The 15,470-nt window shown below is 39.0% G+C and carries 16 protein-coding genes; 2 read left to right on the top strand and 14 right to left on the bottom strand.

The genetic code is table 11. The features are described from left to right. Nucleotides 1-75 precede the first annotated feature (75 nt). Nucleotides 76-1,185: an alkene reductase gene (locus tag C9J48_RS05130; RefSeq protein ID WP_006229313.1), complete on the bottom strand. Its 1,110-nt coding sequence runs from the start codon at nucleotides 1,183-1,185 to the stop codon at nucleotides 76-78. Nucleotides 1,186-1,356: 171 nt separating this feature from the next. On the opposite strand from C9J48_RS05130, the gene C9J48_RS05125 reads away from it, so the two are divergent. Both C9J48_RS05125 and C9J48_RS05120 read left to right on the top strand, forming a co-directional pair. Next, entirely contained in the window at nucleotides 1,357-2,241 is an 885-nt protein-coding gene (locus tag C9J48_RS05125) for a LysR family transcriptional regulator (protein ID WP_006229314.1), read from the top strand. Between the two features lie 114 nt (nucleotides 2,242-2,355). Beyond that, nucleotides 2,356-2,877 carry a DUF2058 domain-containing protein gene (locus tag C9J48_RS05120; protein WP_006229315.1) on the top strand — a complete coding sequence of 174 codons (522 nt, stop codon included), beginning with the start codon at nucleotides 2,356-2,358 and terminating at the stop codon, nucleotides 2,875-2,877. A 135-nt stretch (nucleotides 2,878-3,012) separates the two neighbouring features. Here the strand turns inward: C9J48_RS05120 and C9J48_RS05115 are convergent, their stop codons facing one another. From C9J48_RS05115 to C9J48_RS05055, 13 genes are read right to left on the bottom strand one after another with little or no spacing between them, the layout of a single operon-like run. Then, nucleotides 3,013-4,098 (bottom strand): tetratricopeptide repeat protein, encoded by a 1,086-nt coding sequence (locus tag C9J48_RS05115; protein WP_006229316.1) that lies wholly within the window; start codon nucleotides 4,096-4,098, stop codon nucleotides 3,013-3,015. Nucleotides 4,099-4,124: 26 nt separating this feature from the next. Further along, nucleotides 4,125-5,093, bottom strand: coding sequence for a type II secretion system F family protein (locus tag C9J48_RS05110; RefSeq protein WP_036802618.1), 969 nt, complete (start codon nucleotides 5,091-5,093; stop codon nucleotides 4,125-4,127). Between the two features lies 1 nt (nucleotide 5,094). Further along, nucleotides 5,095-6,069, bottom strand: coding sequence for a type II secretion system F family protein (locus C9J48_RS05105; protein WP_006229318.1), 975 nt, complete (start codon nucleotides 6,067-6,069; stop codon nucleotides 5,095-5,097). Further along, nucleotides 6,069-7,475, bottom strand: a complete 1,407-nt coding sequence (locus C9J48_RS05100; RefSeq protein WP_006229319.1) for a TadA family conjugal transfer-associated ATPase — start codon at nucleotides 7,473-7,475, stop codon at nucleotides 6,069-6,071. Before C9J48_RS05100 ends, C9J48_RS05105 begins: the two co-directional genes overlap by 1 nt. Nucleotides 7,476-7,477: 2 nt before the next feature. After that, entirely contained in the window at nucleotides 7,478-8,716 is a 1,239-nt protein-coding gene (locus tag C9J48_RS05095; protein ID WP_006229320.1) for a CpaE/TadZ family protein, read from the bottom strand. Between the two features lie 13 nt (nucleotides 8,717-8,729). Beyond that, the gene (locus tag C9J48_RS05090) at nucleotides 8,730-9,218 is read right to left on the bottom strand and encodes a TadE/TadG family type IV pilus assembly protein (protein WP_006229321.1); all 489 of its coding nucleotides are present in this window, start codon (nucleotides 9,216-9,218) and stop codon (nucleotides 8,730-8,732) included. Further along, nucleotides 9,218-9,664, bottom strand: coding sequence for a TadE/TadG family type IV pilus assembly protein (locus C9J48_RS05085; RefSeq protein ID WP_006229322.1), 447 nt, complete (start codon nucleotides 9,662-9,664; stop codon nucleotides 9,218-9,220). Before C9J48_RS05085 ends, C9J48_RS05090 begins: the two co-directional genes overlap by 1 nt. Next, nucleotides 9,664-10,974 carry a pilus assembly protein TadG-related protein gene (locus C9J48_RS05080; RefSeq protein ID WP_006229323.1) on the bottom strand — a complete coding sequence of 437 codons (1,311 nt, stop codon included), beginning with the start codon at nucleotides 10,972-10,974 and terminating at the stop codon, nucleotides 9,664-9,666. The genes C9J48_RS05085 and C9J48_RS05080 overlap by 1 nt, the downstream gene beginning before the upstream one ends. 39 nt (nucleotides 10,975-11,013) lie before the next feature. Further along, nucleotides 11,014-11,265 (bottom strand): hypothetical protein, encoded by a 252-nt coding sequence (locus C9J48_RS05075; RefSeq protein WP_131541630.1) that lies wholly within the window; start codon nucleotides 11,263-11,265, stop codon nucleotides 11,014-11,016. A gap of 8 nt (nucleotides 11,266-11,273) precedes the next feature. After that, on the bottom strand, nucleotides 11,274-12,743 hold the full coding sequence (locus tag C9J48_RS05070) for a type II and III secretion system protein family protein (protein WP_006229325.1): 1,470 nt from the start codon (nucleotides 12,741-12,743) through the stop codon (nucleotides 11,274-11,276). An 18-nt stretch (nucleotides 12,744-12,761) separates the two neighbouring features. Next, complete coding sequence (gene cpaB, locus C9J48_RS05065) at nucleotides 12,762-13,562, bottom strand: Flp pilus assembly protein CpaB (protein WP_006229326.1); 801 nt, start codon at nucleotides 13,560-13,562, stop codon at nucleotides 12,762-12,764. Further along, on the bottom strand, nucleotides 13,555-14,913 hold the full coding sequence (locus C9J48_RS05060; RefSeq protein ID WP_006229327.1) for a DUF8689 domain-containing protein: 1,359 nt from the start codon (nucleotides 14,911-14,913) through the stop codon (nucleotides 13,555-13,557). Before C9J48_RS05060 ends, cpaB begins: the two co-directional genes overlap by 8 nt. Nucleotides 14,914-14,934: 21 nt before the next feature. Then, a complete protein-coding gene (locus tag C9J48_RS05055) occupies nucleotides 14,935-15,441 on the bottom strand; it encodes an A24 family peptidase (RefSeq protein WP_006229328.1) in 507 nt (168 codons plus the stop codon). Nucleotides 15,442-15,470: the final 29 nt, after the last annotated feature.

Below are 15,470 nucleotides of genomic sequence, written 5' to 3'. Positions count from 1 at the left end.
CAGTAGCGTGATACTACTGATTTTTGTTTGGTTCTGTTTAGTTTTACTTGGTTTTATTAGTCTAACTTCTGATGATTACATGCTTGTAGGGTAGTCGCTATAACCGCTTTTATTACCACCGAAAAGTTTTGTGTTATCTGCTTCAGCCAAGGCAATATCATTAGCTAATCGGTGTGCTAAATCTGGGTTGGCGAGAAATGCACGCCCAAAGGCAACTAAGTCGGCATACCCAGCATCTAGAATGTATTCTGCACGTTTAAGATCATATCGACCCGCGACAATAATGGTTCCGCTGAAGCGTTCACGCAGCGCTACTCGAAAATTATCTGGAATAATAGGTGCATCATCCCAATCAGCTTCAGATAAATGCATGTACGCAATACCACATTGATTAAGGTGCTCTGCAGCATCCAAAATTGTTGGGACGATATCAGGGCAATCCATATCTTTAAATGTGACAAAGGGTGCAAGGCGAACGCCCACACGCTCAGCGCCAATACGCGCAGATACCGCTTCCACTACCTCCATCAAAAAGCGCAGTCTATTTTCACGGCTGCCACCGTATTCATCGGTACGTTTGTTAGAATTAGTACGAAGAAATTGGTCGATTAAATACCCGTTTCCGCCGTGAATCTCTATACCATCAAAACCTGCTTCTAACGCGTTTTCTGCGGCTTGTGCAAAATCGGCAATAACACGCTTAATATCATCGGTGTTCATTTCACGGGGCATTGGACACGGAAACATTGTGCCATCTTCACCGTCTTTAACAATCCAAACTTGTGTATCGATAGGCTGTATAGCTGATGGGGCTATTGGTGCTTCGCCGTTCTGAAAGTGAGTATGCGACACTCGACCTACATGCCACAGTTGGTTAAATATTTTACCGCCTGCCTGATGCACAGCATCGGTTACTGTTCGCCAGCCTTGAATGTGCTCTGAAGTATATACGCCAGGTGTGAATGAATAGCCTTGGCTATCATCTGAAATTTGCGTAGCTTCTGTAATGATTAAGCCTGCAGATGCACGCTGAGCATAATATTCAGCCATCATTTCGTTGGGTATATTACCTGGTTGGCTGGTTCTAGCGCGTGTCATTGGTGCCATTACCATTCGGTTTGAAAGCGCGATTGGTTGCTGAGAGTTATTTGACATCGATGTTGGTGTGAATAGCGGGTGAGTCATAATAATAATCCGTCGTGTAATGTTCGATGGAATGATTGTGACAGGAAATAGTGGTTCGAAAAGCTAGTACATACAGTAAACATCTACAAAAAATATTTGAAAGTAATTTTATTTGCTTTGTTTATTGTAAGATATCGCTTGATTGAACAATTACAGAGAAAGGTTAGTGTTGTGGCGGGTATTGCAGATTACAGAACATTCATTGAAATAGTGCACAGCGGGAGCATTTCCGCTGCGGGACGTCGTTTAAATGCTTCACCTGCGAATGTGAGTGCAGTGTTGGCACGTTTAGAAAAGCAATATGATGCGCGCTTGCTTTCTAGAACAACACGTAACCAACAGTTAACGTATGAAGGCGAACATTTCTACCAATTTTGTTTATTAGCGGCTGATCAAGAAGATGAGTTATTAAACCATTTGTCAAAGCAGCAGCAGTTACAGGGGAGTATTACCATTTCTTGTACATGTGATTTTGGTCGAAATGTTTTAGTGCCTTTACTGGATGAGTTTATGGCGTTGTATCCGCAATTGTCGATTCATTTGCATCTCACCGATAAGATCAGTGATTTGGTCAAAGATAGTATTGATGTAGCCATTCGATTTGGGGCGCTAAAAGATTCTAATTTGGTCGCCCGTCGTTTGGCGGATAATCATCGCGTGCTGGTGGCATCACCGGAATATTTGGCTCAACATGGTCATCCGCAAAGTGTTGAAGAACTGGCTGATCATGCGTGCTTGTTGATCAGCCGTGAAGGAGAAACACAGGCCGAATGGCAGTTTAATAAAGCCAATCAAATCTACAGTGTTGCTGTAAACGCGGCATTTTCCAGTAATAATGGGGAAGTGGTGAAGCATTGGGCGCTGACATCAAAAGGCATCGCGATGAAATCTATTTGGGATGTAAAGCCAGCCTTAGCCGATGGAACGTTAGTGAGTGTGTTAGACGAGTTTCGACAAGATGATGGTGCGGTGTATGCGGTTTTCCCTAATCGTAAGTTCTCACCACAGCGAATTACAGCCTTAATCGACTTTCTTAAGCAAGCGTTACAGCAGTAATGTGAACTTTTTGGCTATTTAGAGCGTTTAATCGGAATGTATTCTTGACCCATTTCTACCTCGCCAGCGATAATACGCATAATAGATCAAATTGATAGAAATTATGGAGTCTCGATGGCAAAGCTAAGCTTACAAGAGCAAATGTTGAAAGCAGGTCTTGTTGACAAAAAGAAACTAAAAAAAGCAGCAAAAACGTCTAAAAAGTCTCGTGTACAATCAAGAGAAGCAAAAGCTGCCGTTGAAGAAAAGCGCACAGCGCAACTAGAGCAAGACAAAGAGCTGAATCGCCAAAGAGATGATGAAGCAATGAAGAAAGCGTTTGTCGCTCAGATTAAACAGCTTATCGAAATGAATCGCATCGATCGTACTAAGGGTGATATTAGCTATAATTTCACTGATGGTGCATTAGTTCGAAATATTTATGTTGATAAAACAACACAAAACGAGCTGGTAAAAGGTCGCTTGGCGATTGTTCGTTTTGGTGATGGCTTTGAAGTTATTCCTGGCGTTGTCGCAGATAAAATTAGCTTACGTGATGAAGACATTGTTGTTCTAAACAATATTGTTGACGAAAAAGATGTAGATGAAGATGACCCATATGCAGATTTCGTGATCCCTGATGATTTAATGTGGTAATACAATTTTAATTGCAGGATTCACTGCAACTTAGTTATTGTTAGACTTAAATACTAAACCCGAAGTGGCATATATTCACTTCGGGTTTTTTAGGCTTTTAGCTAACGATAAGTCACAGGTTCGCTTATTCTGTGATCAGTTTCCGACGGAATATACCGTTGCCTGAGATTGCTCATTTCCCCATTTGTTTGTCAGTTTGACTGGTGGAGATGCTATCTGACGTTTTTTAGCTTGTTTTAAGTTGTGGTGAGCTTTTGCGTAATAGGTTGGGCTTGCATTAATGGCACGTTCTAAGTAGCTAACAGCAGCTTCATAATCACCTTCTAGCATCGTGAAATAACCAATATCATTCAGTGCTTCTGCCACGGGCATTACATTTTGAAGTGCGTCAAGTGCATCGCTATAACGTTTACTGCGAATGTAGACTAACCCTAAATTTGACCATGCGCGTTTGTCTGTTTGGTAAATGGTTGTTGCGCGTCTATTGATCACTTCTGCTTGTTTTAAATCTCCGCTTAAATAATATGAATATCCGAGGTTTGTTAGCGCTTGGCGAGATTTGTGATTAATGCGTAAACAGGCTTGATAAAGCGCTTGAGCTTCAGCATGACGTGCATTCAAGTCTTTAATTACGGCATAAGCAATGTAGGCATTTAATGGTGATGTTTGGTTAATTTCTAATTGTTGTACAAAATCAGGTTTCGTCGGGTCCCATGTTTCATTCTTGAAACGCTGTTGATCCATTCTTATGGCACGCAATAACTGTTTTTCTGCGTTCTTTTTTTCGCCTTGTTTGAGTTCAATAATACCTAATGCTGCAGAATATTGAATGTTGTCATCTTTAATAATAACGGCACGATTATAAGCAATTTGTGCTAGTTCATAATTACCGCGTTGTTGGTGAATATACCCAATTTTATAATAAGCTTGATCTATATTATCTTGGGCTGGAAAACTGAGAGCTCGAATATATTCATAAAGAGCGAGATCAGTATCTTTGTTTAAATAAGCCTGGTCACCCCTAGCGATTGCTTCTGCTGCAGACTCTGGTGGAAAATCACCATTTAACCCTAGTGTTGCTTTGCCATCATAAAGTTCGTGGTCAAAGTTAGGGTTGGTCGTTTCAACCGTTTTTTCGTTACTTGCACACCCAAGCAAAATAAGTGGTGCGAGTACCGTTAAGAGTATAAGTCGTTGGGTCTTTTTTCTAAATATTGTCATTCAATCTCTCCCTTTGAATTGATTCTTTATTTACTGCCAAAGACTTCTAGCACCGCGATAATCGCAGGACCTACAGCAACAACAAAAAAGCCAGGCCAGATACAGGTAACGAGTGGGAATATCATTTTAGTTCCAATTTTTGCTGCTTCTTCTTCAGCTTTTTGCATTCGTCTATCTCTAAACTCTATGGCATATTCTCGTAGTGTGTCACCCATACTTGAGCCAAGTTTAACGGATTGACTGATGATGCTGACCAACCCTTGAAGCTCAAGTAATCCGGTACGTTCTATAAATTGTGCTAATGCGATAGGCATAGGTACACCGAGTCGTACTTTTCTACATACAATTTGCAATTCATTACTTAATTCTGGTGAGATAGCGTCAATTTCATTTGCAACACGATTTAATGCAGCTAAAAAACCAAGCCCAGCCTCTGTGGTTACAACAAGCAAATCGAGCGCATCAGGGAAAGCATTAGATAATTTTCTGATTCGCTTTTTTGCTTTTTTTTGAAGAATGAAATTGGGTAAAAATGTAGCGATAGCCATTGCAAGCAAAGTATAGAACAGTATTTTTTGAGTAGAGAGTTCGGGTAGAAATTTAGATGAAATTAATACGCCGAAGAGGGCAATAATCACCAAGATTATTTTTATGGCGTAAAAATTGGTTAAGGCTTGTTTTTGTTCATAGCCTGCATGCATTAGTAAAGTTTTAGTCTGATTTCGCTCCTTGATCGAGGAAGGGGAGATATATTTATCCATTGATTCTAGCGTATTTTCAAGGGAACTTGACTCTGCGCTTTTGTTGGTTGTATCCCTACTTATATGAGAGAGACTGTGTAACTGTTTCTTTAGAGGATTAAATAAATTTGTAATAAGCAGCGCTAAACACAGGGTGAATGTAACCACACTAATAAAAGCTAGCCCTAGAAATATCCAACGTGCAAGGTTTTCATCAGAGACAAAACCTGTAATAAGGGTAATAAGATAATCCATATTAGACCTCGATACGCAATATTTTACGAATCCAAATCATTCCTACTAGCATGCACACTGCTGTAATCATCAATAGGTTTGCACCTCGATCAGATTCAAATAAAGGATCTAAGTAATCGGGTGTTGAGAGATAAATCATGATGACTAAAACAAAAGGGACACACATAAGAATCCATGCCGACATTCTGCCTTCTGCAGATAATGAACGTACCTTACGGAGTAATCGAAAGCGACCTCGAATAACTTCAGATAGATTTTCTAATGTCTCGGCTAGATTTCCCCCCGTTTCTTTTTGAATAATAACGGCGCTGTTAAATGCCAACACGCTCACAGAAGGGTTCCGTTGCGCTAAGTTTGCTAATGCGACTTTTATATCAACACCGTAATTTAATTCAGAAAATGTTTTCCCAAATTCTACTGATACCGGTGCTGGCATCTCTTGGCTTACTGTTTTCATTACTTCGGTAAAGGGGTAGCCAACTAATAGTGCTCGTTTCATTACATCTAAGGCTTCAACAAACTGTTCTTCAAATAAGCACAACCGTTTTTCTGCTTTATATTTAAGCCAGAATGTAAATGAAAGTACGATTAAAAATGGCATTAATACGGAGAAAGTAATACTTTTTGTAAGAGCTAAGCTGATAACTGTAGATAGAAAGCTTATTATGACTAACCAAAATATAGTTTTATATGCTTTCCATTCAAGGCCTGCTAGCGTTAAATGTTCTGATAAATATTCACCAACAGCATTGTTTTCAAGTTGACGTTCTCTTGGGGTCAGCTTGTCGAGGTAATGCTTACGCAGTAATGATTGTTGATTGTGACCAGCGCTCGTTTCTGCTATTAATTCCAATTTATTTTTTAACAAGCGAGAACGTTTTGCCCGTGCACCAGTAGAAGACACGAGCACGGTTTGTGAAACCACAACGGCAGCTATAAAAAAGACCAGTAAATATACTTTTATATCAAACCCCATTATTGCCCCCGTAAACTACTATCTGGTGTGAAATGCGAATAAGGCAGGTTGATACCCATATGTTTAAAGGCTTCAACAAATGAAGGAACATTACCCGTGGCTTGATAGTTACCTAATACATTACCTTGCTTGTCGATACCCATACGTTTGAAACAAAACAGCTCGGTCATGGTAACGACGTCACCTTCCATGCCATTCAGTTCTACAATGCTGGTAATACGGCGTTTACCATCTTCCATTCTTCGTAATTGCACAACAATATGAACTGCAGAAGCTATTTGTGCGCGAACGTTCTTTATGGGCATATTCCAACCAGCCATAGCAAACATATTCTCAATACGTCCTAATGCATCTCGTGGTGTGTTAGCGTGAATGGTGGTCATTGAACCATCGTGGCCTGTATTCATAGCGGCAAGCATATCAACGGCTTCGCCACCTCGAACCTCCCCAACTACAATGCGATCTGGACGCATACGTAATGAGTTGATCACCAGTTCTCGTTGGGTTATTGCACCGCTACCTTCGATATTTGGAGGTCGTGTTTCTAATCTTACAACATGCGGTTGTTGAAGTTGTAATTCTGCGGAATCTTCAATAGTAATAATACGTTCATTAGAGGGGATAAAACTTGAACAAATATTTAGCGTCGTTGTTTTTCCAGAACCGGTACCACCTGAAATTAAAATATTCAGACGCCCTTTAACAATGGCTTGCAGTAAATCTGCCATGGGTTTATTTAGACTTCCATAGTCTAAGAGTTGTTCTATATTCAACTTTTCAACCGCAAAACGTCGAATAGATAATGAAGGGCCATCGATAGCTAAAGGAGGTATTATTGCATTTACCCTTGAACCATCTTTGAGTCGTGCATCAACCATTGGTGAACTTTCATCAATACGACGTCCGACAAGTGAAACAATGCGGTCAATGACATTTAATAAGTGGGCATCATCTCTAAATTGGGCTTCTGTCGCTTCTAATTTACCCTTCCGTTCAATATAAATACTGTCATGACCGTTAACTAAAATATCTGAAATTGTAGGGTCTTTTAATAAAGGTTCTAAGGGACCAAGCCCTAGTATTTCATCAATAATTTCGTTGATGATTCTTATTCGTCCATCTGCGTTTAAAGGGACATTTTGGTCAAGTAGCAAGGTAGAGGCAGCATCGAAAATTTGTTCTTTTGCTTGCTCTCTATCGAGGGTTTCTATCAGTGATAAATCGAGTGAGTTAAATAATTCTTCTAGAAGATTTTTTTTAATTCGGCGATCACTTTTACTGATAGAGTGCTGTTGTGGTCTTGATTCTTGTTCTTTAACTTCGGTATCAGCTTTAATCTCAGCTTTCACTTTAACAGGATTATTTTCAATGATGAGCTCTGATGGTGGTTCCTTTTTAAAAAACATATCTAGTTCCTTATGAATGAAAATAACCGTTTCATACCTTTCAATTGCATTTCGTTCTTATTGAGTATTTTGTTCGAGATTTCTTTCATTCCTTTAATAATCGGTTGTTTGCTAGAATGGGTGGCAAGTAGCTCACCTAAATTTGTTGAAGCGCTTACAGATTGAAAGTCATTAGGGATTAAGAAAAGCTCATCAATATGGAGTGATTTTTTTATTTCATCCGGTGTTATTTCAATCTTCTTAGAATAACGATTAACAATAATCTTAAACTTATTGTCATTAACCCCTAAAAGGTGTTTTATTTGTTTGATTAAATTTGCAGCTTCTCTGATTGCTGGTACATTCTGTTGCACAACGATAAAAATATACTCGGCTTCTGATAGGGCTGGTAAAGTAAATTTTTCTATACCGCGCGACATATCTATAATTATATGTTCAAAGTTAGCCCTCAATTTAGTTAGGAATTGATTAAATGCAAGAGGGGAATGTGTGGGTATAGTGTCAAATAATTTGTCTTTACGACTGGCAATAAAACGTAACCCTGATTTATGTTTTGATAGCAGCCCTTGTAAAGCGTATTCATCAAGTTCGTCTGTTTGTTCTAAGGCGTCACTGAGTGTAAATTTTGAATTGGTTGAGAGTAAATCCGAGATACAGCCAAATTGGGCATCTGTATCTATGAGCACTGGTGGTGAGGTATGCTGTAACGTCACCATATGTGCGATAGTTGTCGATATTATGGATGCACCCATTCCGCCTTTTGCATTAATAAAAACACTTACTTTTCCTAATGTAACGTTGTTCTTCTTTATCGCTGCACAATCAAAAAACACCTGATCCAGTTCTTCTTCACCAAATGGAATTGTTAATACATCTTTAACGCCAAATTTAAGTGCTTGACGCATTATGATTGTATCTGCATGGTCAACCAGTAACACAATATCGGGTATCAGTGAGTTTTGTTTTAGTGCCTGTTTTAATGATACGGTAAGTACTTGCCAGTCATCTTTTCCATCCATTAGAATTAAATCAGGTGTGTTTGATTCTTTTAATTGATTTAAATTTTGCTCGACTTCTGAGCTAGCGATACTGATAAATTTTGCATTTGACCACTGTGAAATGTAAGCGGATAGGTGTGATGTGAACTGATTATTATTACTAATAATCCAGCCTTTTAAATGGGTAGCTAAGGGCTGTTTAGCACTCTTGTTTTTATTTTCTACTGCTTGTAAATTATTCATATGTCACCATTCTTTAGCAGTCAGATAAGCCGGTGCGAGTAACGCCTAAACTTTCTCTAGGTAATTGAGTTGTGAAGCTAGGGGCAAAAAAATCAATACCAAAGGTAGCCAGGGGAATAATTAAATGTATTTGATATTCAACAATGCTTGCTTCTACATATTCAATGGTAAGAAATGTTGATGCATCTGATAATGAGCCCGTTATTGCACTGCCATCACTGCCTAAATATTTTATTTGTATGTTGTTCGATGTGAAATTTTGAAGTGGAACATTATCAACAATAGCAGCTGTTAGTATGTCGGCTTGCTCTGCGGTGGTAACTTGGCAAACACTGGCTAATCGTGCTGTACGCCTGCTGGTTTCATTAAGCACATGCCACGTAAACATTAAACGTCCGAATTCAATAATGGCAAAGATAATGATAAAAAATAAAACTGCTACAATACTGAATTCGACAATGGTTATTCCACCTTGTTTTTTATTTAACGTTAGTGATTTCATTACAGCACCCTCATCGTATAACTGGACGTCATCGTAAAGTTGAGAGAAATATCATCACCAGAAAAAAAATTGGGTAGTGTTGTTAATACGGGTTGAAAAGGATATGCGACCTCTACTTGTACATAATTGTTGCTAAAAGTGACAGATACATGATCAGTCGTTAACGAGGGGAGTAAACTATCGTTACCAGTACTGATTGTACCGTATACAATAAGGTTGCTGGCATTAGCTACCTGTGAATCTGTTAATGAATAAACGCCTGTTGTGCCAGATCCAATTACATTGGCAAGGTAGCGAGTGCTATCGCGGCTTAATTTTTCTAGTTCTGAATAGAGGTAAAAGGCACGGCCTAGTTCTAATATCGATAGAAGTAATATTAATAAAACGGGTAGAATAATCGTAAATTCTACCATGGCTAACCCTTGTTGAATTCGCATCCTTTTCATTATGAATCCTCACTGTCAGGATCATTAAAGAGTACAATTTTATAAGGACCTTTCTGGCTTGGTGTTATGCCCGGGTTGCCTGTGTTAACTCGGCAATCTTTAATGAATTCGCCGACAATCCACGAACTATTTCCGCCTCCACCTTTCTCATCTACATGAGCCGTTTCACTTAATGGTTGTACTAAGAAAAAACAGCCAAGTCCTTTTAAAGGAATATCTATGCGCCCACCTGATTTGTCTATCTCATCACATTTAAGAATAGGTACACTTAATACTCTGCGAAAATACCCTTGTGACTGGCATGCAGAGTCAGATAGGCAGCTTTCAAAATCTTGATTAGCGCTATAATCAGCAAAACTATATATAGCATCGTGAGATAGTGTGGTTTGATACTCTTCAATGGTATTGCCATCCCCGTCATCTATTTGAACAGTTTGTACTTCTACTAAATTATTGCTGTCGTAGTAGGTATCTTTATCGGCCGGATATTTGTTTTCATCGTTTTTGAATGTACCTTCGTAAATACCAAATCGTGTATCGATACCTCGAGTAGGACCAACCATATTTCCAGGCTCTGAAGTTATCATTTCATCTTCAATGACTGTTAAACATGTATCAAAACTACCTGCGAGTGCATCTCCATAAGAGCTTGCACCTGGTATCGTATTACCATCTGCATCTTTTAGTGCCATAGGCATAAAGTTACCAGATCCGATGGCTGAGTCTTTAGTGCTTGAGGCTTTTAATACATGTAATGACCCTTCAGAGTAGCCCGAGAGAGTGGTACTACTCTCACTTCCTTCACAAATACTGAGTGGAACAACATTACAGGTTGTTGTAATACTGCTACTTGGGCCTGCGACAGCTGATGATCTTGCTGACATATCGATATTAAAAATGGCGACAAGGTAATCAGCAACATCAACATCTTCGATACGAACTCTGACATACGGTGAGGTCGCTGTATTTGTGGATGAATCGAAGGGGAGTGAATCTGAAAATTCATAATGAATATCAGTGTTATCAATGGTCATAGAACCAAAACCATCTAACGTAAGGTTATTATTAATGGCTTCATTTCCAGCCACAATAGCCTCAGCTTGATCGCCTCCTAAATCAATAGCTTTTGCGGCGCTTAGGGCTGCAGAATCAACAATGTTTTGCAGCTTACCTTTGGATAAAACCAAATTCCCGACATCAAGAGCAAGTGCGCCCGCACCAATTAAAACGACCATGGCTAATGTTGCAAAAATTGCCACTACGCCTTTCTGAGCGCGATAGGGCGATGCATTAATCCGTTTAATAACCATGGAAACTCCTTATTCTCTGCAATACATCTACTGGCTGTCTTATGATTCGTCGATTAATGTTTTATTTTTTAAATCTTTTCCTTCCTTCCCTTCATTGCCGGAAGCGATTGCTTTTGATGCTTTTTTACCGCTATATGGAGGAGAGCCCACAGGTACTTTATTTTCAGCTAATGGATCGACAGTTTGCATGCGGATCATTTTGTTTCGGCTATCGCCTAAATTAAATTCGTTCGCACAGCTTGAGACAGAAACAGCCATAATAAAGGTCGCAAACATAATTATTTTCATCATCTTATTCCTTATAATTGATGTCCGAATCGACCTTCAGATCCAGCCTTAGGTGCAATACTGTAATTTGAAGAGGTAGACGTTTGTGTATAGTTATTTTCTGCGGGTTCATTACGTTTTAGCTCACTCATACGACCCAGTAAGTAGTATTCCCAGTCATTGGGTTCAACAAAATTATCTGTTGGTAAAGTAATATCTTGTTTACGAACTGGTTTAGCTAGACGAGGGGTAACAAGAATAACAAGTTCAGTTTCACCTTTACGGAATGATTGACTGCGAAATAATTGGCCAATAATGGGTAAATCACCTAACCCCGGCAGTTTATCAACAACATCGGTAATGTTTTCATTGAGTAACCCTGCAATACCGATTGTTTGTCCATTACCAAGTTCAATCGTCGTTTTGGCTCCACGCTTTGAAAGAGAAGGAACAAAAAATTGAGAATTAGTACCTCCAGGTGTTATAGAAACGGCATTTTGGTTCGATATTTCACTCACTTCGATATTTAATGCGAGATTAATACTGTCAGCAGACATAACGGTAGGAAGAAACTTTAAAGCGACACCAAATTCTTTAAATTCAATGGTAATATTTTCATCGTTCGGAACTGGTATAGGGAATTCACCACCAGAAATAAACTCTGCCTCTTCACCACTTATGGCGGTTAAGGTGGGCTCTGCTAATACTTTGGCTAATCCATTTGTTTTTGCTATGTCAAAAGCGGCAGCAAAGAGAGTGTTACTGCTTAAGAAACTTGCAAATAAACCGTTATCATCAATATTAAGCGGATTTGAAACAGCTGCATCTAGTATCGGGTCTAAGATTCCGACATTACTCGGTACACTCGCTCCACCATTTGCGCCACCCCATGTCCAATTTCCGCTTTGACGAGCAAATACAAATTTAGAATCAAATTCACGTACTAACGAGCGTTGTACCTCGGCAACGGTAACCTCTAGCATAACTTGATGTGAGCCACCAACAGCCATTAAATTAATAATTTCACCGTCAGCTGTGAAGGTATTTGCAATTTCAACCGCGGTGGCGATTTTATCAGCACTAGATACCTCACCACTTAGTACTAGTTTATTTTGGCTGGTATAAACTGAAATTTTTTCATTTGGCATGAATTCATATAACTTGGATTTTAACGCGTTTAAGTCGTGAGTAACTTCAACATCTAATACTGTGATTAATCGATCTTTTGAATCCCAAATTATTACGTTAGTGGTGCCGAATTGTTTGCCTAACACATAAATCTTGTTAGAACGAAGAATTAAAATATCGGCAATAGCAGGGTTACCAACCGATATTTTCTTCGCTCTTCCTGGAATTTCGATTAAACGTGATTTATTGTGCGGAACTGAAATACTTTCAGTTCGAGTGGCACTCACATTCGTAGTAAAGCATAAGCTAACCAACAGAAGGCTCAAAAAAACGATGCATTTTTTGTAAGGGGATTTTATACCTGTAAATTCCATTTTATTGACTCCATGTGACTATATACGTACATTGACACGACTTGTGTCAGTCCCTTTTATAATGGTTACTGCATCGGTTGTGCGGCGATAAACACGTTTCGTTTTAATTTTTTCAATATCATTGGGATTACGCAATGAAAGCTGTAATTCGCCTTTAGATTTGGCTGTGACTAAAGATTCAGCTTGTTTAGGCGTTAATTCTAGTGTGACAGCGCGTACAATAACGGGTTTTGAATCATCTGTTCGGGCGGTTTGATCAACGGCGAGAATTTTAATTTTCTTTAATACTGTTACAGCGTTGTTTGATTTTTCTTTGGTATAGATAACATCGACAAAATCGCCGGGTAATAAGAAGCCAGCAACACCAATAACATCATTGACTCGAATGGTAACGGCACGCATATTCGGTGAGATTAAAGCGGCAAGCGTTGTTCCTTCCCCAGGTGTTACAAGGCGTTCTTTGCGTAATAGGTCACCTTCAAATATTTCATTCCGAGCAAGCATACCGACTACCTGTTCTGGTGTTTCATACCCCTTAGTCGACACTAAATCAGTCGGGTAATATTCAATACTAAGATGCTTTGCCTCTATTTTTGTGCCAAGCGGAATTCTTTGTTGAGCCGTTACTCTTGGCACTTTAGGTTCTTCTTTCATGACTTCTTTTATTTGAACTTCAACCTGAGTAACGGGTTCTGATGGTTTGGTTTGCGAATTGAGGTTGGCTTGTTTTGATTGTAGCCAGTTGTTAGCCAATATCAGCGCCCCAAGCCCCATCATGATTGAAATGAATAAGGTCAGAAATATTTTGCCTTTAGCCATGTGTACCTCCTAATACATCATGCTCAGCACGATCAACAAAATAGCTGCCCCATACACTATTAATGAGTGATGGCGTTATATGTTTATCAAGCTGGAAAAAATCAATTTGATTGCGACACATGGTCACCAAATCCCTTGGGTAGCAAGGCAATAACGGAATATTATAATTCTTGTGCAATGTGTCTATTACATGGTTAAGGCTTTCACTTGGGATGTTTAACCCATGAAGTAAGCCTTGTTGTTGCCAAAGATATTGATAGTCATTAACCGATATGGGCTCAAATTCAATTTTGTACCCAATTCGTCTAAGGAATGCATCATCGGCAAGCTTGGCTGGGTGAATGTTAGATGAAAAAACTAATACTTGTTCAAATGGGATATCAAAATGTTCACCTGAAGCCATGGCGAGATAGTCAATTTTTTCTTCTAAAGGAACAATCCAGCGATTTAGTATCGTATCAACAGAGACTCTTTGACGACCAAGATCATCAATAAGAAAAATGCCATTATTGGCTTTCATTTGAAGCGGGGCGCGGTTTATCTTATGAGCCATGTCATAAGATACCTCAAACATTTTATCGGTTAGCTCACCACCGACTACGACTTCAGGTCGTTTACATAAAAGTAGCCGTTCATCATGCCCGTTATCTAGGCGTAAACTGGGTGCTGATGTTATTCCTGGCGTTATTGGAGCCGAGTTAACTTTTTCATGAATAATCGGATCGTAAACTTGTAAAATTTGATGTCCAATGCACACTGAATGAGGAATATAGACATTGGATTTGAACATTCTTACAAGGCGACGAGAAACATAGGTTTTACCCGTACCCGGTAAACCGTAAATAAAGATGGCTCGTCCAGAGTTAAGTGCAGGACCTAACTGACCTATCAATTTTTCTGGCAATATTAAATCGCTTAGCCCTTTTTTTAAACTATCAGGGGTAACCGATTCTTTATTTAAGCTTTGTGAGGTAACAATCTTTTTATAAAGTGAAAGAGGAATAGGGGTCGGCCCAAGATACCCATCGCGTTGTAGTTCGTGTTGGGCATATAGCATACCTTTTTTGGTTAATGCATACCGAATACCTTTATCTATTCTTAAATCAGACCGTACTTCAACAAGCGCTTCTGCCTTGAGCTTTTGCGCTAAAATATCGATAAGATTACCGGGTAATGCCATTGACCGTGAAAGGTGAGGTACATCTAAATCAATGGCTTGTGATAAATGCTTTAACAGTAAACTCTCAAGTAATCGTGGAGGAATACCTGTCTGTTCAATGGTTCGAGGCTTAGGAAGCAAGTTATTCGAAGTCGTTGATTCAGTGATAGCAGAAGAAGCAGGATGTGTCATAGATTAGCCTCTTTATTAATGTTAAAACATATAAAATTCGCAATAGAGCGTAGCAAGTAAAATAGCACCACCCATAGGAACGGCATTTACCGCAATGGAATCAGATTGAGGTGACTGATAGAATTGATAAAAAATAATATTCGCCCAACGTCTAAAATTGGGTATGAACTCGTGCTTACAAATCATTAATAATAATGATAGTACCCCGGAAAAAATAACAGACATCGAAATTAATAATAATATGTTTGGAAAACCAACCACAATACCCAGTGCTGCGAGTAATTTTGCATCACCGGCTCCAAATAGACCTAGATAATGCAATATAATAGAAACCAATAAGCCGACTATAAACCCTATTAAGGCATCGGTAAGGTGATGAAAATCTAGTGACCCTATGAATAATGATGAAATTATTGCTTGAGTTAGCCCAAATAATGCTAAAATAACAACAGCACTATTAGGTATTTTATTCTCTCTAAGATCATAAAGAGCAGAATAAATCACAACGCTAAGAATCACTAGATTCATATGCTTAGCCTACTTAATTATCAAATTAA

This window comes from Photobacterium profundum (assembly GCF_003026285.1).
GTDB classification, from domain to species: Bacteria; Pseudomonadota; Gammaproteobacteria; order Enterobacterales; family Vibrionaceae; genus Photobacterium; species Photobacterium profundum.
Note: the sequence above shows the minus strand (reverse complement) of the source record. Positions and strands in the feature narration are given on the sequence as shown.

What these genes read in the sequence shown, in the direction of transcription:
- C9J48_RS05085 (WP_006229322.1), bottom strand. Translation starts at nt 9,664, where the DNA reads ATGAAAAGGATGCGAATTCAACAAGGGTTAGCCATGGTAGAATTTACG.
- C9J48_RS05095 (WP_006229320.1), bottom strand. Translation starts at nt 8,716, where the DNA reads ATGAATAATTTACAAGCAGTAGAAAATAAAAACAAGAGTGCTAAACAG.
- C9J48_RS05120 (WP_006229315.1), top strand. Translation starts at nt 2,356, where the DNA reads ATGGCAAAGCTAAGCTTACAAGAGCAAATGTTGAAAGCAGGTCTTGTT.
- C9J48_RS05075 (WP_131541630.1), bottom strand. Translation starts at nt 11,265, where the DNA reads ATGATGAAAATAATTATGTTTGCGACCTTTATTATGGCTGTTTCTGTC.
- C9J48_RS05105 (WP_006229318.1), bottom strand. Translation starts at nt 6,069, where the DNA reads ATGGGGTTTGATATAAAAGTATATTTACTGGTCTTTTTTATAGCTGCC.
- C9J48_RS05080 (WP_006229323.1), bottom strand. Translation starts at nt 10,974, where the DNA reads ATGGTTATTAAACGGATTAATGCATCGCCCTATCGCGCTCAGAAAGGC.
- C9J48_RS05115 (WP_006229316.1), bottom strand. Translation starts at nt 4,098, where the DNA reads ATGACAATATTTAGAAAAAAGACCCAACGACTTATACTCTTAACGGTA.
- C9J48_RS05070 (WP_006229325.1), bottom strand. Translation starts at nt 12,743, where the DNA reads ATGGAATTTACAGGTATAAAATCCCCTTACAAAAAATGCATCGTTTTT.
- C9J48_RS05055 (WP_006229328.1), bottom strand. Translation starts at nt 15,441, where the DNA reads ATGAATCTAGTGATTCTTAGCGTTGTGATTTATTCTGCTCTTTATGAT.
- C9J48_RS05110 (WP_036802618.1), bottom strand. Translation starts at nt 5,093, where the DNA reads ATGGATTATCTTATTACCCTTATTACAGGTTTTGTCTCTGATGAAAAC.
- C9J48_RS05060 (WP_006229327.1), bottom strand. Translation starts at nt 14,913, where the DNA reads ATGACACATCCTGCTTCTTCTGCTATCACTGAATCAACGACTTCGAAT.
- C9J48_RS05100 (WP_006229319.1), bottom strand. Translation starts at nt 7,475, where the DNA reads ATGTTTTTTAAAAAGGAACCACCATCAGAGCTCATCATTGAAAATAAT.
- C9J48_RS05090 (WP_006229321.1), bottom strand. Translation starts at nt 9,218, where the DNA reads ATGAAATCACTAACGTTAAATAAAAAACAAGGTGGAATAACCATTGTC.
- cpaB (WP_006229326.1), bottom strand. Translation starts at nt 13,562, where the DNA reads ATGGCTAAAGGCAAAATATTTCTGACCTTATTCATTTCAATCATGATG.
- C9J48_RS05130 (WP_006229313.1), bottom strand. Translation starts at nt 1,185, where the DNA reads ATGACTCACCCGCTATTCACACCAACATCGATGTCAAATAACTCTCAG.